12 protein-coding genes and 1 pseudogene are annotated in these 21,053 nt (G+C 58.7%); 12 read left to right on the plus strand and 1 reads right to left on the minus strand.

Annotated elements, in window-relative coordinates:
* The first annotated feature begins 116 nt into the window (after nt 1-116).
* The 12 genes and pseudogenes from mnmE (at nt 117) to NX775_RS22815 (ending at nt 14,656) form a co-directional block, all read left to right on the plus strand.
* A complete protein-coding gene (gene mnmE, locus NX775_RS22760) occupies nt 117-1,496 on the plus strand; it encodes a tRNA uridine-5-carboxymethylaminomethyl(34) synthesis GTPase MnmE (RefSeq protein ID WP_258838055.1) in 1,380 nt (459 codons plus the stop codon).
* Nucleotides 1,497-1,650: 154 nt separating this feature from the next.
* Nucleotides 1,651-2,885 (plus strand): annotated as a pseudogene (locus NX775_RS22765) (tyrosine-type recombinase/integrase).
* Between the two features lie 41 nt (nt 2,886-2,926).
* Nucleotides 2,927-3,616 (plus strand): hypothetical protein, encoded by a 690-nt coding sequence (locus tag NX775_RS22770; RefSeq protein ID WP_258838056.1) that lies wholly within the window; start codon nt 2,927-2,929, stop codon nt 3,614-3,616.
* A gap of 189 nt (nt 3,617-3,805) precedes the next feature.
* Entirely contained in the window at nt 3,806-4,069 is a 264-nt protein-coding gene (locus NX775_RS22775) for a helix-turn-helix transcriptional regulator (protein WP_258838057.1), read from the plus strand.
* Nucleotides 4,069-4,341, plus strand: a complete 273-nt coding sequence (locus NX775_RS22780; protein WP_258838058.1) for a hypothetical protein — start codon at nt 4,069-4,071, stop codon at nt 4,339-4,341. The genes NX775_RS22775 and NX775_RS22780 overlap by 1 nt, the downstream gene beginning before the upstream one ends.
* Nucleotides 4,342-4,344: 3 nt before the next feature.
* Nucleotides 4,345-4,827, plus strand: coding sequence for a hypothetical protein (locus NX775_RS22785; protein WP_258838059.1), 483 nt, complete (start codon nt 4,345-4,347; stop codon nt 4,825-4,827).
* 484 nt (nt 4,828-5,311) lie between these two features.
* Entirely contained in the window at nt 5,312-6,889 is a 1,578-nt protein-coding gene (locus NX775_RS22790; RefSeq protein ID WP_258838060.1) for a type I restriction-modification system subunit M, read from the plus strand.
* Nucleotides 6,886-8,412, plus strand: coding sequence for a type I restriction-modification system subunit M (locus NX775_RS22795; protein WP_258838061.1), 1,527 nt, complete (start codon nt 6,886-6,888; stop codon nt 8,410-8,412). The genes NX775_RS22790 and NX775_RS22795 overlap by 4 nt, the downstream gene beginning before the upstream one ends.
* Nucleotides 8,405-9,592, plus strand: a complete 1,188-nt coding sequence (locus NX775_RS22800; RefSeq protein WP_258838062.1) for a restriction endonuclease subunit S — start codon at nt 8,405-8,407, stop codon at nt 9,590-9,592. The genes NX775_RS22795 and NX775_RS22800 overlap by 8 nt, the downstream gene beginning before the upstream one ends.
* The gene (locus NX775_RS22805) at nt 9,585-12,566 is read left to right on the plus strand and encodes a type I restriction endonuclease subunit R (RefSeq protein WP_258838063.1); all 2,982 of its coding nucleotides are present in this window, start codon (nt 9,585-9,587) and stop codon (nt 12,564-12,566) included. The genes NX775_RS22800 and NX775_RS22805 overlap by 8 nt, the downstream gene beginning before the upstream one ends.
* 24 nt (nt 12,567-12,590) lie before the next feature.
* Nucleotides 12,591-13,121 (plus strand): hypothetical protein, encoded by a 531-nt coding sequence (locus NX775_RS22810; RefSeq protein WP_258838064.1) that lies wholly within the window; start codon nt 12,591-12,593, stop codon nt 13,119-13,121.
* Between the two features lie 5 nt (nt 13,122-13,126).
* On the plus strand, nt 13,127-14,656 hold the full coding sequence (locus NX775_RS22815; RefSeq protein ID WP_258838065.1) for an RNA repair transcriptional activator RtcR family protein: 1,530 nt from the start codon (nt 13,127-13,129) through the stop codon (nt 14,654-14,656).
* Nucleotides 14,657-14,726: 70 nt separating this feature from the next.
* On the opposite strand, the gene NX775_RS22820 is transcribed toward NX775_RS22815, so the two are convergent.
* On the minus strand, nt 14,727-21,047 hold the full coding sequence (locus NX775_RS22820) for a DEAD/DEAH box helicase family protein (protein ID WP_258838066.1): 6,321 nt from the start codon (nt 21,045-21,047) through the stop codon (nt 14,727-14,729).
* Between the last annotated feature and the right edge of the window lie 6 nt (nt 21,048-21,053).

The raw sequence follows: 21,053 nt of genomic DNA on the forward strand, positions 1-21,053 counted from the left end.
GGCTTTACGGGTCATGGGTTGTGTCGCAGCCCGCAGCTTGAAAACCGTCGTTCCCGCGGAGGCGGGAACCCAAGTCATCCCCCATACCCATCACCCGAATCCCTTACAATCGCTCCATGAAACTCGATACCTCACCCATCGCCGCCATCGCCACCGCCCCGGGCCGCGGCGGCATCGGCGTCGTGCGCGCCTCCGGCAAGGAGCTCGGCGCCTTGATCGCCGCGCTGTTCCCCGGTGCGACGCTCGCGCCGCGCCATGCAACCTATATTCCGTTCAAGGCCGCCAACGGCGACATCATCGACGAGGGCCTGGCCCTGTACTTCCCGGGCCCGCATTCGTACACCGGCGAAGATGTGCTGGAGCTGCAGGGTCACGGCGGCCCGATCGTGCTGCAGATGCTGCTGGGACGCGTGCTCGAAGCGGGCAGCAGCATGGACCTGCGCCTGGCCGAACCGGGCGAATTCACGCGCCGCGCGTTCCTCAACGACAAGCTCGACCTGGCCCAGGCCGAGGCGGTGGCCGACCTGATCGACGCCTCCACTGAAGCTGCCGCCAAGTCGGCGTCGCAATCGCTGTCGGGCGCGTTTTCGCAAGTGGTGCACACGCTGGTGGACCAGACGACCAATCTGCGCATGCTGGTCGAAGCCACGCTCGACTTCCCGGAAGAAGAAATCGACTTCCTCGAAAAATCGAACGCGCGCGGCCAGCTGGCCGGGATCATCACGGCGCTGGAACACGTGTTCCGCCAGGCGGCGCAAGGCGCGCTGCTGCGCGAAGGGTTGAATGTCGTGCTGGTCGGGCAGCCGAACGTGGGCAAGTCGTCACTGCTGAACGCACTGGCCGGGGCCGACGTTGCGATCGTCACGCCGATTGCCGGCACCACGCGCGACAAGGTCAGCGAGACGATCCAGATCGAGGGCATCCCGCTGAACATCATCGACACCGCCGGCATCCGCGCGATTAGCGACGAGATCGACGTGGTCGAGCGCATCGGCATCGAGCGCACCTGGGGCGAAGTGGGCAAGGCCGACGTGATCTTGCACCTGCTGGACGCGAACCTGGGTCCGAGCGCGGCCGACGAAGCCATTGTCGCGGCGTTCCCGGCCAACGTGCCGGTGGTGCGCATCTGGAACAAGATCGACCTGTCGGGCCACAAGCCGTCGAAGGATGAAAGCACGGACGCCGTGCACCTGTATCTGTCGGCGCACGAAAAGCTCGGCATCGACCTGCTGCGCGCCGAACTGCTGCGCATCGCCGGCTGGCAGCAGACGGGCGAGTCGCTGTTTTTAGCGCGCGAGCGGCACCTGATTGCGCTGCGCGCGGCCAGCGACCATCTGGAACTGGCGCGCCAGCATGCAATGCAGGATGACCAGTCGCTGGACTTGTTTGCCGAAGAGCTGCGGCTGGCGCAGGATCAGCTTTCCAGCATTACCGGGCAGTTTACGCCGGATGATTTGCTGGGGGTGATTTTCGGGCGGTTCTGTATCGGAAAGTAGCGAGTCGGCAACTAGTGCCCCTGCTTGCCAAGATTTAGCGGTGTTTCATAGGAAAGTAGGCAAAGTTTGGCGAACTAAGTTATTTGAAGGCAAAAATCTTTTAGTACACACTTAAGTACACGAGCCGTCTTGTCTCTAATTCTGTGTACTAACTATGCCAAGAACCGCAATGCCCCTGAATGACAAGCGCATCAAAGCGATGAAGCCCAAGGCCAAGCGCTACCTAATCGCGGATGGCGGCGGCCTGGCGCTGGAGGTGATGACGTCAGGAGCCAAGATATGGCGCTACCGCTATTCGTTGCAAGGAAAGCAACAGCCTCTTTTGACGATTGGTGAATACCCTTCGATCAGCTTGCAGGACGCGCGGGACCGGGCGCGCAAGTATGGCGAGACAGTTTCCTCGGGCGTGTCCCCTATCGCCGCTGCCAAAAAAGATCGAGGGGTCGTACAGCCACATGATTCCGTTCGTGCTTTCGGCGATTTGTGGTTTGCGGCGGAATTGCCGAAAAATCCAAGTCATATAGCACCGTGACGCGCCGCGCGCTCGATAAGGACGTCTATCCCGCCATCGGTAACAAGCCGCTCGCCGACGTCAATGCGGGAGACGTGCTGGCTATTTGCGACAAGATCAAGGGGCGGGAGGCACCGCAGATGGCGCTATTAACCCGAAATGTGATTAAGCGCATGTATGAGTATGCGATCGCGCGCCAAGTGGTAACCATCAATCCCGCACAGCAGCTAGTGGCGCGGTTTATCGCCACGCCGCAAAGTCGCACCCGCGTCCTTTCGCCCGATGAAATCGGTAGGGTCATGCGAACGGTGTACGCATCCGATATGAGCCGGGCCTACAAACTAGCGCTGCACCTGCTGATCATCACGATGGTGCGCAAATCCGAGCTGATCGAGGCCGAGTGGTCTGAGTTCGACCTTGAGGCCGGCATCTGGCGCATCCCGGCTGCACGTATGAAGAAGGACATTGAGCACTGGGTGTATTTGTCGGCTCAGGCAGTCGAAATTTTACGCGAGGTGCAAACGTTGACGCATAGCCAGCGGTTCCTGTTCCCAATGCGGCGCGGCTATGACGACCGACCCATCGCCAAATCGACGCTCAACCAAGCAATTCGCGCAATGAAAACGGACGTTCAACACTTCGTAATTCACGACTTTCGACGCACCGCTTCAACCCATCTTCACGAGATGGGGATGTCGTCTGATGCAATCGAAAAGGCGCTAGCGCACTCTATCAAAGGTATCAAGGGAGTGTACAACCGGGCTGAGTATGCGGACGAGCGTAGCAAGATTCTGCAACTGTGGGCCTCGTTCGTGGAAGCGCAGATCAACGACGGAAACAAGGTAATCGCCGGCAAATTCGGCAGGGCCGCAGCATGACGCGCCGCGAGTGCTAGCCGAATTTATCCACGAGTTGGGCCATGCCTACCGCGACGGCGAGCACTGGGAAACCATTGCCCGTACGGCGATACCTATCATTACTTAAAAAAAAGGAACAGATGGACGTTTCAGATGAAATTTCGGAGAACTGGCGATGGTGCGACGAATTAACCATAGTTCAGGCCGCACTCTTAATTGTCGGCATTGATCCAACATCGAAGGCAGGGGCTTCCTGCGAGCGCACAGTTTATTCCGAACAACCCAAAGGCTATGCGCCAGCGAAGATAGCTATTAGCGACGCCTTGCAATCGGGCAAGATCAGAGGGAAGGTTTACCAAAACGACTCATATGGTAATTCAGTTGGAGCGATTCCAGGTTCCGTTGATGTGGATGCATCGGTTGTGTCGGTCGGTTCGGTGAAGGAGTGGCTTGTATCACGAGGTTTTAGAAAGGGCTTCCTCTTCCCTGCTCTAGAGCCAACGGACTACCTTGATCCGGGCAATGATCGGTATGCTCCAAAGCTTGCGGCGGCAGTACAGGCTTGGAAGGCTGTAACCGACCCGAACGGCAAACATCCAAAACAGGCACTTATGAAATGGTTGAGAGAAAACGCGGCCACATTTGGCCTGACCGATGATGAGGGCAGACCAAACGAAACTGGAATTGAGGAGGTCGCAAAAGTAGCGAACTGGAAGCCCGGAGGTGGCGCCCCGAAGACCCCGAGCGAGTAACCTGCCCACCCCCAAGAGCCGCATGGGCGCTAGGTTTTGCGGCTCTTCCACCTCGGAGGCTACCCACCTATTGCTGCGTTTTAAGGGGTGAGTTTTCGTAACCTACCTGGCTATTCGCCGCTCATTGACATCCCTAACCTTTGCACTAATCCGCTGAATTAAGGCGGCAACATGCAAAGTTAGGCAAACATGGCACAACAACCAGTAACTGCAGCACCAGCAAGTCAAACCCTCCCAGCAGATGGCATGAGCCGTTGGAATCAGATAGCCCCCTTCGCGCCGTTCAGCCGCGAGAAGTTCCGTCAGTTGGTGATTGCAGGCAAGGCACCTCAGCCAATCAAACTCTCTGAGTGCTGCACGGCATATCAAAATCGAGAGCTGCACAAGTTCTTCGCCGATCCGGTGAATTACCGCGCTGTTGTTAATCTCGTGACCGAGGAGGCAAAGCCATAATGGAACTGAGTTCTGAATCTATCGTCTCCCTTTCCATTTCTGACCAATTGGCCAGCCGGGATCAGTTCGATGCTGCTATAGCAAAGTTGCGCTCGCTTCTGACGCTGCTCTCCGGCGAAGGCTTCGCCGCTTTTAAGAGCCTGTCCGAAGACAATCAGCAAAACCTCATCTGGCTTGCATTCGATCTGGCCGATGACGTTGGGCGCGCTGGTGAGCTTGTGGCCGAAGCACGGACGGGCCGGCCACAATTCGTAACGAACCTGCGCGGCTGATGCGTGAGTTATTCCAAAAAGGCCGCGCGTGAGGCGGCGAAGCTGAAGCGCGAGCCGGGCACCTTTGCTGCCGTGCCCTTCGCTATGCTTCGCAGCCAATCGTTTGCCGCGCTATCTCCGCAAGCAAACAAGCTGCTTTTCGATCTACTTGCTCAGTACAACTTAAGGAACAATGGCGATTTGTCCATGAGCTTTGAAAAGACAATGAGGCCGCGCGGGTGGAAAAGTAAAGACACGCTCAATAAGGCCCGCCTTGAACTAATTGAGGCTGGCTTTATCTTGCTGACGCGCCAACGCGGCTTGCATCAATGCTCCCTATACGCCGTTACGTTTTACGCGGTCGATTACTGCGAGGGAAAGCTTGAGATGAGCGCGACCAGAACTGCACTTAGCAACTGGCGTAAAAACGAACCATTAAAAAATAAAGAGCCCAGTACGCGATCCGTACCAGTAGTACACCGTTTAGGTACGCCAGCCGTACTATAGGGCGCCACAAAACTCCGTTTAGGTACGCCAGCTGTACTTAAACGGGGTTTTTTTCGCTTGCTCTAATACGGCTAGCGTACACCTTCTTAGATTCACCATCTGGTGTTGAAATTCTAGTGCCGAGTGAATGGATTCAGTTCGGTTGTCAAACTGGCACTGCAGCAATCTCCAGGGAGGCGCTGTACCAGCGGCAACGATGCTACATACCGGGCGTACCGAGCGGTGCCTGTACTGCGGCTGGAATCACGGATTTGTTCCTAGTGCCGACCTGTGGCTAGTACGATGAGGAAGTTCAACCGTGCTGCGAAGCCCGCGCCTAGCCATGGCGATGGCAATGTTTGGACACTCGAGAGTCACTTTGGCCTGAAGGTGGCCGCGCCGGCCTGCAAGGCTGGTGGATGCGCTGTTTTTTGTTCGTTGACCCCGGAATAGCCTGGCCAGCTGATATATGATGCCATACTGAAATTCTACCTCGACGATGAACATGTATCGAACCTATCAAAAAGACTTGCTGGACGAAAGTCTCGAAGTTCCGGAGCAGAAAAATCCAGGGCAAGAAGGGCAAGTAAGCGACCAAAAAATCAAGTTGGGTCAGCTGGAAAGTCACTTGTGGGAATCCGCCAACATTTTGCGCGGTCCAGTGGATGCTGCTGACTTTAAGACGTACATCTTCCCGTTGCTGTTCTTTAAACGCATCTGTGACGTGTGGGACGAGGAATACCAGGAGATCGTCGATGACACTGGTGATGAGCAGCTGGCCTGGTTCCCGGAGTCGCACCGCTTCCAGATCCCCGAAGACTGCCACTGGAACGATGTACGCGCCAAGGCGAGCAACGTCGGCTCCGCCTTGCAGCGCGCCATGCGCGAGATCGAGAAAGCGAACCCGGAAAGCCTTTACGGCGTTTTCGGCGATGCGCAGTGGTCGAACAAGTACCGCCTGTCGGATGAGCTGCTTAAAGACCTGATCGAGCATTTTTCTAAGCTGCCGTTTGGCAACAAGAACGTCGATTCGGACCTGCTCGGCGACGCCTACGAGTACCTGATCAAGAAGTTTGCCGACGCGACGAACAAGAAGGCTGGCGAGTTCTACACCCCACGCAGCGTGGTGCGGTTGATGATCGACATGCTCGACCCGAAAGAAGCCGAGACCATCTATGATCCGGCTTGCGGTACCGGCGGCATGTTGCTGGCCGCGGTGCAGCACGTCAAGGAGATGCACGGCGATGTAAAGCGCCTGTGGGGCAAGTTATACGGACAGGAAAAGAACCTTACGACCTCAGCCATCGCGCGGATGAACTTGTTCTTGCATGGGATTGAGGATTTTCAGGTCGTGCGCGGGGACACGCTGCGCAACCCGGCGTTCTTCGAAGGCGACCGGCTGGCGACCTTCGACTGCGTGATCGCCAACCCGCCGTTCTCGCTTGAAAAGTGGGGCGAGGAGCAGTGGCTCAACGATCCGTTCGGCCGAAACTTTGCGGGACTGCCCCCATCGTCGAGCGGGGACTTCGCGTGGGTGCAGCACATGGTCAAATCTATGGCCGACGTAACCGGCCGGATGGCGGTCGTTCTGCCCCAAGGCGCGCTGTTCCGCAAGGGGACGGAAGGCAGCATCCGACAGAAATTGCTCGAAATGGACCTGATCGAGGCCGTGATCGGACTTGCCCCCAACCTGTTCTACGGCACAAGCCTTGCCGCCTCTATCCTCGTCCTACGTAAGCGCAAGCCGGCACAGCTCAAGAAAAAGGTGCTGATCGCCGATGCGTCACGCCTGTTCCGAGGCGGTCGCGCGCAAAACTATCTCGAGCCGGAGCATGCGGTAAGCATCCTCGGTTGGTATCGCGGCTTGGCCGATGTGCAGGACGCGGTGCGAGTGGTGACCCTCGACGAGATCAAAGCCGAAGACTGGACCCTGAACATCTCGCGCTACGTGCTGCCGCCGCTACAAGACGACATTCCGCCGCTAACTGACGCCATCGCGGCGTTCAAGGACGCGCTCGCCCGTTGTCGTGACGCCGAAGAGCGCCTCGCGCAGGTTATGACTGAAGGGGGATGGCTGCAATGAGTCACCCAAGCAAACGAATCAGCCAGCAAGAGCTGGAAAGCTATCTCTGGGGTGCCGCCGTCCTGCTGCGCGGCCTCATCGACGCGGGCGACTACAAGCAATTCATCTTCCCGCTGTTGTTCTACAAGCGCGTCTCGGACGTATGGGAAGAGGAATATCGGGCGGCGCTGGCTAGCTCAGGTGGTGACCTCTCTTATGCACAGTTCGCTGAGAACCACCGCTTCCAAATCCCGGAAGGCGCGCATTGGAGCGACGTGCGCCACGCACCCAAGAACGTCGGCGCCGCCATCCAGAAGGCGATGCGCGCCATCGAAACGGCCAATCCGGATATGCTCGACGGTATCTTCGGCGATGCACCTTGGACAAACCGTGAGCGCTTGCCCGACGAAACGGTGAAGAACCTTATCGAGCACTTCTCGACGCAGACGCTGTCGGTGGCGAACGTGCCTGAGGACGAGCTCGGCAACGCTTACGAGTACCTGATCAAGAAGTTCGCGGACGATTCCGGGCACACGGCGGCCGAGTTCTACACCAACCGTACCGTCGTCCACCTGATGACGCAACTGCTGGCCCCACAGGCTGGCGAGTCTATTTACGACCCCACCTGCGGCACTGGCGGCATGTTGATTTCGGCACTGGACGAAGTGAAACGCTCCGGCGGCGAATACCGCACACTTAAGCTCTACGGGCAGGAGCGCAATCTCATTACCTCATCCATCGCCCGCATGAACCTGTTCCTACACGGCGTGGAGGACTTCGAAATCATTCGGGGCGACACGCTGGCGGACCCGAAGCACATTGAAGGCGACTGTCTGCGCCAGTTCGACGTAATCCTGGCCAACCCGCCGTACTCCATCAAGCAATGGAATCGCGACGCATGGCGCAGCGACAAGTGGGGACGTAATTTGCTGGGCACACCGCCGCAAGGCCGTGCTGACTATGCCTTCCAGCAGCACATCCTGGCTAGCCTGACATCGAAGGGGCGTAGTGCCGCGCTCTGGCCCCACGGCGTGCTGTTCCGCAACGAAGAACAGTCCATGCGCGCCAAGATGATCGAGCAGGACTGGGTGGAGGCCGTAATCGGCCTCGGTCCCAACCTGTTCTACAACTCCCCGATGGAGTCTTGCATCGTCATTTGCAACCGGAATAAACCTGCTGCGCGCAAAGACAAGGTGATTTTTATTGATGCGGTGAATAAGGTTACGCGGGAACGTGCGCAGAGTTTCCTGAAACCCGAACATCAGCTGAGCATCTTAGCCGCCTATAAAAATTTTGAGGATGTGCCGCGTTTCGCCAAGGTCGCCACACTGGCCCAGATCGGCGCCAACCAGGGTAATCTCTCGATCCCGCTCTATGTGAAGCGTCATGTAGTCGCGCCTGCAATCGACAACAACGGTGACGCGGAATCAATGCGTTCTGCCTGGGATGGATGGCAAGCCGATAGCCGCGCCTTCTGGCAGCAGATGGACGCGCTAGTAGAAATACTGAATGGACCAATCACGGAGGGCATTGAGAGTGTATGACGAGATCGAAAGGGCCTTGGAGCCAAGCTGGCAACGGGTGAAATTTGGCGATGTGGTCCGACTCGAAAAAGCCCGTAGCCAAGACCCGTTGTCTGACGGTTTCGAACGATACCTCGGGCTGGAGCATTTAGAGCCAGGCGACTTGCGGATCCGCAGTTGGGGTAATGTCACGGATGGTGTGAGTTTCACCAGCGTGTTTAAGCCTGGGCAGGTGCTGTTTGGGAAGCGGCGCGCCTACCAGCGCAAGGTGGCTGTCGCGGATTTTGCTGGCGTGTGTTCTGGCGACATATATGTAATGGAAGCCAAAGACGCGCAGGTTTTGCTGCCTGAATTGCTTCCGTTTATTTGCCAGACCGACGCCTTTTTTGAACATGCAGTGGGTACATCTGCAGGATCGTTGAGCCCGCGTACTAACTGGACGAGCTTGGCGGACTTTGAATTCGCACTGCCAGATTTAGCCTCGCAGAAGAAAGTTACGATTTTTCTTCAAGGATACGTGGGCGCAATAGATGCGCTACAAAGTTTGGAGACATCAGCTAGAGCGCTCCAAAAATCGCTTCTATTTGATAGGGCTGAGACGCTTAGGAAAGGGAAGACTGTCACTCTTGACTCTGTGGTAGCGGATGGGAGGCCGATCACTTATGGGATTGTGAAACCGGGCCTGGCCTATGCTGGTGGTATTCCTGTTATTAAAGTGAGAGATTTTCCTAACGGCGTTGTGTTGGAAGGGGACCTGTTGTTGACGTCTCCTGAGATTGAAAAAGGCTATAAGCGATCAAGACTGCTTCCTGGTGACTTGCTCTTTTCCATTAGAGGTACTGTTGGTCGCATGGCATTCGTGCCTGATACGCTCTCGGGTGCGCAGATTACGCAAGATACGGCTCGATTAACGATCAGTTCTCATTTTGATCCCCGATATGTGCGTTACATGCTTGAGTCACCAAATGCCGTAGCCCAAGTTAAAGCCAACACGATGGGTCTTGCCGTACAAGGAATTAACTTGGGCGACCTCCGCAAAGTGTCGATTCCTGCATGTGATCTGGCCCAGCAGATCGAACTTGCTGACGAACTGGAAGAAATCGATCATGCGATTCGATCTATAGTTGCTCGCAAGAACGACGTCGTTCGCCAACTCGCTATTGCTCGGCAAAACGCACTTAATGGAGGCATGGTTGTTTAACGAAGCAAATAGCGTAGAGGCGTATGTCCGTGACCTGCTGGCCGGTGCAGTCAAAACCGTTCCGGCCACCGCCGTGCAGCAACCTCTCGCCAGCTACGGCCCGAGTCCCAAAGGCATTGGCTGGCTTTATAAAGCCTCGGCTGACGTGCCGCGCCAGACTCACGAAGTGCTGGTCGAGTCTTGGCTGTATCAAGGGTTAGTTCGCTTGAACCCTGAGATCGCCGCCCAGCCCGACCGCGCCGACGAAGTGCTCCACAAACTGCGCGCCATTGTATTGTCAGTGCGCTCGGACGGCCTGATCCGCGCGAATGAGGAAATGACCGCCTGGATGCGCGGCGAGCGCTCCATGCCCTTCGGTCAGAACAACCAACATGTACCCGTACGGTTGATCGACCTGGACGACCTGTCACAGAACCAGTACATCGTCACCCAGCAGTTCACCTTCCGCGCGGGACCTACCGAGCGCCGTGCCGATTTGGTGTTGTTGGTCAACGGCTTGCCGCTGGTGCTGATCGAGGCCAAAACCCCGGTCAAGAAATCCATCAGCTGGTTCGATGGCGCGGTGCAGGTGCACGAAGACTACGAGAAATTCGTCCCCGAACTGTTTGTCTGCAACGTGTTCTCGGTGGCAACCGAGGGCAAGGCGTACCGCTACGGCTCGATCGGACTGCCTGTCAAGGATTGGGGGCCATGGCATTTGGATGGCGGCGATGCGCAGCAGCATCCGCTCAAGTCGCTGAAGCTGTCGGCCGAGAGTATGCTGCGGCCGAATGTGGTGCTGGACGTCCTCGGTAGCTTCACATTGTTCGCGACAGACAAGAAAAAGCGCCGTATCAAAGTCATCTGCCGCTATCAGCAATACGAAGCCGCTAACAAGCTGGTCGAGCGCGTGCTGGCGGGCTATCCCAAGAAGGGGCTGATCTGGCACTTCCAGGGTTCGGGCAAGTCCTTATTGATGGTGTTTGCGGCGCAAAAGATGCGCATGCACGCGGGTCTGAAAAACCCTACCGTTCTGATCGTGGTGGACCGGATCGATCTGGATACGCAGATTACCAGCGCCTTTACCGGCGCGGACATCCCCAATCTCGAAAAAGCCGACACGCGCGAGAAGCTTCAGCAACTGCTGGCGCAGGACGCCCGCAAGATCATCATCACGACAATCTTCAAGTTCGGCGAGGCCACCGGTAGCCTGAACGACCGTAGCAACATCATCGCGCTGGTGGACGAAGCCCACCGCACACAGGAAGGCGACCTGGGACGCAAGATGCGCGAGGCCCTGCCCAACGCGTTTCTGTTCGGACTCACCGGAACGCCAATCAACCGCGCCGACCGTAACACCTTCTATGCCTTTGGTGCCGACGAGGACGAAAAGGGCTACATGAGTCGGTACAGCTTCGAGGAGTCGATCCGCGATGGCGCCACACTGGAGCTCCATTTCGAACCGCGCCTTATCGATCTGCACATCGACAAGACCGCCCTTGATGCGGCCTACAAGGATTTAACTGGCGGCCTGTCGGACTTGGACAAAGACAACCTCGCCAAGACTGCTGCCAAGATGGCAGTGCTGGTGAAGACGCCAGAACGCATCCAGAAAGTGTGCGAGGACATTGTCCACCACTTCCAGACCAAGGTGGAGCCGAACGGCTTCAAGGGACAGATCGTTGCCTTTGATCGTCAGTCGTGCCTGCTATTTAAGGCGGTACTGGACAAGTTGCTGCCGCCGGAGGCGTCGGACATCGTAATGTCGGTGCAGGCAACCGACAAGAAGGAACATCCGGAGTACGCGCCCTATGACCGCTCACGTGACGAGGAAGAACGATTGCTGGACCGCTTCCGCGACCCAGCCGACCCGCTGAAGCTGATTATCGTTACCGCCAAACTGCTCACTGGTTTTGACGCACCGATCCTACAGGCGATGTACCTGGACAAGCCACTGCGTGACCACACGCTGCTGCAGGCGATCTGCCGGGTGAACCGCACATACTCCGAAGAGAAGACGCACGGCCTCATCGTGGACTACCTCGGCATCTTTGATGATGTGGCGGCGGCGCTCGAGTTTGACGACCAGAGCGTCAAGCAGGTGGTCAGCAACATTCAGGAATTGAAGGACAAACTGCCTGAGGCCATGCAAAAGTGCCTGGCATTTTTTGCCGGCTGTGACCGCACCGTGCAAGGCTATGAGGGCCTGATCGCCGCTCAGCAGTGTTTGCCTAATAACGAGGTGCGCGATAACTTTGCCGCGGAATACAGCGTTCTCAACAGGATTTGGGAAGCGTTGTCACCAGGCCCAGTGCTTGGGCCCTTCGAGAAAGATTACAAGTGGCTGTCGCAGGTGTACCAGTCGGTACAACCCTCTAGCGGCCACGGTAAACTGATCTGGCATTCGCTCGGTGCCAAAACCATTGAACTGATCCATCAGCACGTGCACGTGGATGCCGTGCGTGACGACCTCGATACCTTGGTGCTGGATGCCGATTTGTTAGAAGCAGTGCTCTCGAATCCGGATCCGAAGAAAGCTAAGGAAATTGAGATCAAGCTCCAGCGCCGGCTTCGCGGGCATGGCGGCAATCTCAAGTTCAAGCAACTGTCGGAACGGCTCGATGCACTGAAGGACCGCTTCGAGTCCGGGCAGATCAACAGCGTGGAATTCCTGAAACAGTTGCTAGAGATCGCCAAGGAAACTGTGCAGGCGGAGAAGGAAATCCCGCCGGAAGAGGACGAGAATCGCGGCAAGGCGGCGTTGACCGAGCTGTTCAACGAGGTCAAGACCGCCGATACGCCAATTATTGTTGAGCGGGTGGTCGTGGACATCGACGAGATCGTCCGTTTGGTACGCTTCCCCGGTTGGCAGGGGACGCAAGCTGGTGAGCGTGAGGTGAAAAAGGCACTGCGCAAGGCCCTCTTCAAGTACAAGCTGCACGCCGACGAGGAGCTGTTCGAAAATGCCTACAGCTACATCCGGCAGTATTACTAAAGGCTTTTGTCTATCGCAAATGCCATGACTGAATTTGTACCTCAAGTGGCGCTGAGAGAACCGATACAGTTCATCATATTAGAAATTAAAGAGGATTCTGTGCTCGGACCTTCACATGAGCAAGCGGAGATTGTGCTAAACCTTTGGGCTTATTCGGATGACGAAGGCTACATACGGCGACTTGCTGGTAAATGCTATGCGCTGCACGGGAATGATGCTGACAAGTTGTCAGTCTTGCGCGCCCTGGCGAAATCAGATTTTTTGACGGCCCAGTGGGAGCCGGTTCCGGATAACTATGGAGTAATCCATCTTGGCCACGGTGAGGAGCGGGGCGTCGCAACCACTAATGAGGTTTTGGATCCGGATTCGCACGCCCAGTTGTTTGGTGCGCTGATCAATCGATTAGAGGCTAACTTACCGGAACAGGTTCTATGCGCCGAAGGGCAATACAGGAATTTTGAGCTGAAAATTCCACAGGAACCCTTGAGGATTACGACAATTGTGATCGAGCAAAATGACGGACGTTTGGTGCCAGTCGTAAATCCGTTGAAGTAGCGAGAATGAGCACTCAATCATGGCTGATTTCTTGGGTGGGCAACGCGGATCATGAAGCTGCGGAAGGCAAGCGCGCCAACGAACTCGGGCCCATCGCTTCAGCAGTAATCCTGCACGAGCCGGCGTTCGACCGAATCGTATTGTTGACCAATTACGACTACGAGCGTACGCGGCAATATGCCCAGTGGATGGAGAAAGTGACAGGCTGCGTCGGTACCGATCTCTACCACGTTGACCTTTCAAGCCCGATTGATTATTCGAGCGTTTATTCGCAGGTTTGTGCCCAACTCAAGCAATCGGGGCTTCCGCGCAAGGAGGTCGAGCTTACCTATCACCTGAGTCCGGGTACGCCTGCGATGGCTGCGGTATGGATCATCCTGGCAAAAACGCGCTTCCCGGCGAAGTTAATCCAGACATCGAAAGAAAAGGGACTGGAAAGAGTCGACTTCTTCTTCGATCTCGCTAACGAATTCCTGCCCGAGTTCCTCCAGCGAAGCAGTGAACGGATCTCACGTCTGAGCAACGACGAGCCGAAACCCGCGCCCGAATTCGGCAAGATTATCCATGGCAGCCGCGCCATGCGGGAGCAAGTCACGCTCGCCCACAAGATGGCTGCACACGACGTACCAGTTCTGGTCCTGGGCGAGACAGGTACGGGCAAAGAGCTGTTTGCAGAAGCAATCCACTGTGCCAGCAGTCGCCGTCATCAGCCGTTCATCGCCATCAACTGCGGTGCGATTCCGAAGGAAACGGTGAACAGCGAACTGTTCGGTCACAAGAAAGGAGCGTTTACCGGCGCTGTGGCCGATCGTCTTGGGCATTTCCGGGAGGCCGAGGGAGGCATCCTGTTCCTGGACGAGATCGGCGATCTTCCCCTCGATGCGCAAGTGCGCCTTTTGCGTGCGCTACAGCAGCAGGAGGTTACACCGCTTGGCGCGTCGACGCCGGTAAAGGTCAATGTGCGTGTCATCGCCGCGACGCATCGCGATCTTGCCGGGGACGTTGTGGAGGGCCGCTTCCGCGAGGATCTTTTCCACCGGCTGGCAGTCGGTATTTTGCGGCTACCGCCTTTGCGTGAACGCGAAGGCGACCTGGACCTGCTTGTCGACTACCTCTTGGCAAAGATCAATGCGGACGTAGCAGAACGACCAGAGGCTCATCATAAAGAGATTTCGTCAGGCGCGAGAGCGCTGCTGCACACCCACAATTGGCCTGGGAACATTCGTGAGCTTTACCATACGCTGCTGCGCGCTGTGATCTGGTCGGGAAGCGCTGTCATTGAGGAGATCGACATCGAGCGTTCGCTTCTGGTCGTGCGCGGCCGTGATGGAGACGTTCTCAATCGCTCGCTCGGGCCGGGCTTTGATCTGCAAGCGCTTCTGGACGAAGTATCTCGGCATTACATCCGGCGCGCGCTTCAGCAATGCGGGAACAAGAAAAAACGCGCGGCTGAACTGCTGGGATTCATCCACTACCAAACGTTTGGTAACCGCGCCGAGAAGCTAGGCGTGACGTTTGACGAGAATGAGGGATAGGCGCGAGACGAGAAAAGCGGGCGCCGCAGTGGGCGCCCGCCGAGCAGTTCCGACGGGCGCCTTCGATGGGTCAGCGCCGGTGCGCGTATAGGAAGGTCGGGTAGTTGGGGTTAACCAAACCAGTGCGTAGTTCCGCGATTTTTCCCCCCTGTTGCGCCGACGGCTGCGAAAAATCGAACTCGTTGTTGTGGTCGCGTGCGTCCCCCGCGCCGGGACGCGAAGTGGCCGCCTTCCAGTACGAAAGCCCCTGGTCAAACCGAATCACCACTCCCGATCCGTCGTGGAATGCGATGTCCAGCGTCCGTGCGTGCTCGGCATCGTATTTCTTGATCAGCGCAAACGTGATGTCAGGCATGCCGCAATACGCGAACGCTTCTTCTACGGCTGCTTTGCGTAGCGCTTCGTCGGTCCAGTCTACCCAGACTAGCCGCGGGACCGGGGCGCCGGGCTTAGCAACGCCCAGTGGAACGGTTTCAATCGCGATCTGCTGCGGCTCCCACTGATCGGCGAAGCGCCGCTTCAAGCCGTTGATCACCTCTAACAGCAGTGCCACCGGCAACGGCGCGTTCAGATATCGGTCTCGATACGAGACGCCGACGATGCTGTTGTGCGATCGCTCGAAAGGCAAGGCCAATTCTGGGTAGGCGTCGAACAGGTCGCGCCAGAAGCGGTCGCCGAAACCCTGCAGGCTGCCGTTCCATTGGTCCGCAATCCGGAGCTGATAGCTGTTGGCCTGACTTGCAGGCATTAATTCGCTAACCGGCACCGTGGAAGATGCAACCGGCACCAGCCCGAGGCCGCGCACCAGCGTCCGCCCCAGGCTTGCACCCCAGTGCGGGTCGGGACGTCCCGTCAGAGCCTCCCCGGTGGCCCATGTGACGGTGCCGTTGGCGCCGCCCACCTGGGCCAGCAAGGCTCCGCCGCTAATGGACAGGGCTCCCTTGCAGGTGGCAATGCTGACCGCCTCGAGGCTGGCCCACCCACCGAGAATCTGACGATTCTGCGATGACATCGCGTGCAGGGCCGACTCCGCGAGCACCAAGGTAATCGGTTTGTTCTTGCCGATCCAGCGGTGCAGGTAGCTGCGCAGGGGCGAGACCGCCAGATCCCACTCGGCGACATCGCCATGCAGGTAGATTTGGAGCGACGTACTGCCCGGTGCGGCCAGCTCGCGCCAAATCGCTTCGGCGAGCGGCTGGTATTCGGCGCAGCTGCGCTCGGGGCCAAAAAACGCGTCTTCGGCGGGGAGTTGCAGGTTACGGATCCAGTTGTCGGTAAGGAAGGCCAATGCCGCGTGCCTATTCAGCAGCTCCTTCTGGAAGCGGGTGCCGTAGTCGTCAAGGCAATGCTGGCATGCGCTGTCGCACGATTTTGGGCAGTGCAGGGCGCGCGCCGCGTTGCGCAATACGCTATCAATGCGGCCGCTGACCGCACTGACATAGCCGCTCGCGTTGTTATCATAGACCAGGATCGAGCGGCAGATGGCGCGGCCATCCGTGCGCACTTCCTTGGTGGCGCATCCGAGTTCGTCGGATTGAATTCCCAGCATGTCGGCGATCGCGGCGCGCATCGCGGCCGCCAGCGAGAAGGCCACCGTTTCATCCTGCAGGAGGTCGCCTTCCACGCTTTTGAGCTGCAACTCAAGCACGTCGGTGCGTACTTCGTGTCCCAGATGCAGGCGCGGCATGATCGACCACGGCTCGTCGCTGCCCGAACAGAGGACGCTTTCTCCACCGCGCTTGCCGCGCAGCGGTTTGTGCGGGTGTCGGAACACGGCCGGAAGGTGGCCGTTGGCTACCGTTGCGGCGCTCTCATCCCCCATCGGTTCCGCGCGGCCGCACTTCAGGCAGATCGCATAGCCACGATCATGCTCGCCCGACGAATGGAAATAAGCCGAGCCTTCGGGACTGGCGCGGAAACGGCCAAGGCGCGCGTTCGGCAACGATGCCCATTCGGCGGCCACGTGGATCCAGGGCGACTGTGGCTTGATGAACTGCTGTTGCGTCACGTCGTTGTGAATGTCCGCGTACAAGTCGACTGCAAAGCCTGCCGGCACAAGGTATTTTCGGATGCCATCGGCTGAGATCGGTTTCGCGCACTCGGCGCAATGCAAGGCCGAATCGACGTTCGGTTCCGTGCCGTTCGCACCGCACGAACGGCAACGCCAGGCGATGCGGATGTTCTGTATTTCTCGCACCTGTTGCTGGGCCGCAGGTGCATGCCAGTTGAGGGTGATGCCCGCGCTGCGATATACCATGCCATCCATCACTACGTCGGAGCCCGGAGCATACTCGCGCAGTGCAGTAATGAGGTCGCGGCTGGGCAGGTCGCGGTGGCGCATGCGGTTGTCCTCGCGGTGTGTGGTTTGTTGCCTATTGCGTTTGATTTCCTCTATGTTCAGCGTATCGAAGGAGGTGATGTGCGACGGGAATCCATAGCCGGGCAGGAAGCCCTCCGATGCCAGTTCGGACAACAGGTATTCGGCGGCCAGACGGCTGCGCTGGATGCTCAGAGCCTTGCACGCGGCTTCCTTTTGCGTCGCCGTCGACGAAAACTCGGCAATGCGTGCGTCGATGCTGGCGTATTCGGCGTGCCAGCCGTCGCGTACCCGTCGCATCTCGGCTGCGGCCACCTGCGCCAGTCCGGCGAGAGCCATGGTGCCGTCGAAGCAGGTATTCCGGATCAGCGAGCGCAGACCCTGCGCCAGTCCCGACTCGTTCTTCTCAAGGAAATTCTCGACCCAGGTGCAGAACTGATCGACCAGCGCTGCGCCGTGGGGTAGGAAGAACCAGGCGCAATCGAGTTTGTTGAGGTCCATTCCGCCGGTGCCCGCCCGCGTGCGCAGGAAGTGCGACAGCAGCATCGAATTGATGTGGCGCTGCACGATCGCGCTGCTCGACAGCGAGATGGCTGGCAAGGGCAGGCTGGTGTCGAAGGGCCAGCGCGTATTGTCGAATACCGACTGATCATGCGGGTTGTTCTTGCAGACGGTTAGTGCAACCGATCTGGTTTCGCTGCGGCGGCCGGCGCGGCCTGCACGCTGCAGGTAGTTGGCAGGATGCGGCGGCACATTGTTCATTGCGACAACCGAAATGCCGCCGATGTCGACGCCCATTTCCATCGTGGTGGAGCAGCTCAGCAGGTTGAGATAACCAGACTTGAACTCGCGTTCGTACGTGCCGAGCCGGCGCGCCGGCTGTTGGGCGGAGTGCTCGGCCGTGCGGAAATAGGCGCCGCCTTCGACGATCCTATCGCTCAGGTCAGACCACACGCCCTCCTCGCGGAAGCTGGTAATCTCGGGAGTCGTCGCCAGCCAGCCCCGGATTGCCTCTAGACGTTCGCTTTCCGACGAAAAGCCCTGTGACAGCAAGGCGCAGTTTGGCAATGTAATTACGCGACACTCGGCCGTTGCAGGGCTTGGGCCCTCGCGCGGCAGGTACGGCGTGACGCCTCTGAATGTCGTGTCTAGGATGCGCCGTGTTACCGGGCAGATCCAAGCGTGGGTGATCGGCGCGAATCCCATCGCATCGAAGGTCAGGAAATAGCCCCCGCTCAGGCTGCCCTGAAGGACCCCGCAAGCAATCAGGTCGTCCCACGCCTTGCGTAGCAGGGTATCGATCGTGTCGCGCCCGTCCGGGGTGCGCGCGTCGATCTTCAGGCCATACGCCAGCAGCCGCGCTAGGCGCGGATCGCGGCGTGCGCCTGATACCTGCGGCCACTTTAGGAAGGGGTGGCCAGCCGACTCCTTCGACTGTGGACCAAGAAGATATTTGCGCGGGACCTTGTTGCCGCCCCACTTCATCCATGAGGCAGGCAGATCGATGCAGGTGTTTTCACGCACGTAGAAGTCGAGCGCGATCTTAAGGAACGACTTCCATTCGTCCAGCGTCATGCCGCCAAGCACCGGCGGCGCCTGGAGCGCAGCCAACTTCGGGTACTGCACGGCGACCAGTCCCATCGTTTCCGAGCTGTTGACTCGGCGCGGCCGACGCGCAAATTCCCGCGCCAGCAGCATCTTTGCGAATTCCCGCAGACCCTGCGGGCCGCTAAAGAGTTCCGGGTCGAGGCCCACGTAGAACTCGTGCATGCGCTTGACGTCCGGTTCATTGGTCGTCAGGTGGTCGGCCATGTCGTTAAAGGCCACTGGCTTGAACGCGCTGGCCGCCAGGATCTCCTGCTCGAAGCTGCGAATCAGATCTGACGCTAAGGGGTTCGGGCCTGCCGCGAGCATGCCCTGCATCAGCGCGATCTGATCACGCTTCTGCTGGACGACCGGGTTCACCGGCCCCCCGGCCGCGCTGGCAACCCGTGCAAGGACGAGCCCACGGATCCTATTCCGTTCCGAGTCCTGCTGGATCTTGGCGGCGATGCGTGCGGTGCCTTGGCGGCTGTCGGTGAACGTGATCATCCGCTTGCCGCGGTACGGCTTGGTGAGCGGTTGTTCGCCGTCCTCGCAGAACTCGAGCAATGTGGGAATGATTTGTCCGAGCAGGAAGGGGGCGCCCAAGATGGCCCGGCGGCCCAGCGGCGACCTGGCGCTGTCGACCGCCTTGCAGCACGGGCAGCGCAGTGCCATGCTGCCGTCCTTTTGTGCTTCCTCATCGCGGATGTCCAGGCGCAGGCAGGAAGCGCCGTCGTCCGGCTCAAGCTGCAATGTGGTGCGGTCGATCCTGGTCCCGGCGTCGCCGTCCAGCATTCGGTTCGCGATAAGCACCTTAGTGCTGTAGGCGCTGACGGCGGTGTCGGGATCTTCTTCGGCGCCGTCGTCATCGTTCGTTTCGGTTTCTAGCGTAAATTCGTCCACCGAATCGCTATCGGTCGCTTCCAGGAAGTAGCCGTCCTCCTTCAGGCCCATGATCGCGGGCAGGAAACTTTCGCCGCAGTCGCTGCATGAATTGATTTCAAACATTGGAACGCCGCATTCACATCGCTTGCGTTGTTCCATGTAGACCATGCCGAAGGGCCACTCTGGAACGTCGAGCAGACTGCCGCTTTTGCATGGGCACTGCGGATCGGCACACGCCCACAAACCCGCCAGGACCTGGTGGAACAGGTGCGCCCGCAGCGGCAGGAACGGTTCACGCCGTCCCGCGGGCAGGGCCCTGGTTGTGCCGCTCAGCAGGTCGAGCCATTGCAGAGCCTGTGCTTGCCGTGCCGCGGTGTCCGCCTGGCCCGGCGTCGGCAACAGGTCGCACAGTGCCGACAACTGCGCGACTGGTTTATTGTCCGATGGGTGCGCGAAACGGTTTCGCAGTGTTCTTGCGGTGTCGTTGCCAGCCAGTGCGGCAAACAGGCGTTCACCGCTGTCCGCTTCGGCGGCCAGGGCCTGCAGCGTTTCCAGCGAAGAGTGGCGGTGGCGATCGTCTGCCGGCGGTAGGGCGGGCACCGACCGCTGGCCCGAAACCACGTGCACTCGATCAAGACCCACCCCCGCCAGGTCGGCGAGGAAGGCGCGCAGCTTGCTGCCGGCCTCGCCCGATGGATCGCCAATCGTCGCCGAGGTGGCGACGAAGCGCACGTTGCCCGCGTTAACCCCGAAGCCGTGCAATACACGCCGCAGCAATAGGGCCAGTTCGGCCGCCTGCGAACCGATGTAGCTGTGCGCCTCGTCCAGGACGATCCATTCGAGCGTTCCTTTCGACTTCTCCAGAATAGGCGCATCCTGTGCGCGCACCAGCATGTATTCGAGCATGGTGGCGTTCGTCACCAGGATCGGAGGTGGCAGCTCGCGTAGCGTCTCGCGGTCCAGCACTTGGTTAGGAACCTGGTCGCGCTCGCGCTGGGGAAGCTTGTGCTCCGTGTTGCCGTTGTACAGACAAAAGCGCACCGAATCGCCAAACGCATGAGTCCAGGCGTGCAGCCGGTCGCGCTGACTGTTGATCAGTGCGTTGAGCGGGTACAGGAACAGGGCACGTACGCCGACCAGCGGGCGGCGGGTGACCTGCTGTTCGCGGCATAGGCGGTCGAGGATTGGGACCATGAAGCATTCGGTCTTGCCGGAGCCTGTGCCGCTGGTGACCACAACCGACTGAGGTGATTCACTGGCCAGCAGGCGCCAAGCCTGCAATTGGTGCACGTACGGGGTGGCGGTTTTGGGAAAGCGGTAATCGTCGCGCAGCTCCTTCGGCGGCGTGTCCATGGCGTCTACCAGGGCTGGCGAGAGCAGGCCGCCGGCCAGGCTAGACATCGTTTCGGTGGACGCTTCCCAGCCGAACGTCGCCTCGAAAACGGGATCGCCCAGGAAGCTACCAGGCTGCCCGAATGGCGCGTTGAATTCCTTCAGCAGATGCTTGCGTAGCGCAGGGTTGCTGAAACCAAGGCGGCTAATGGTGGCGTATTTAGCCCGCTCTGCCATGTCGGGCAGTAGCTTCGAATAATAGAATGGCTTCATGAGTGA

Source organism: Massilia aurea (assembly GCF_024753205.1).
Taxonomy (GTDB): domain Bacteria; phylum Pseudomonadota; class Gammaproteobacteria; order Burkholderiales; family Burkholderiaceae_D; genus Telluria; species Telluria aurea.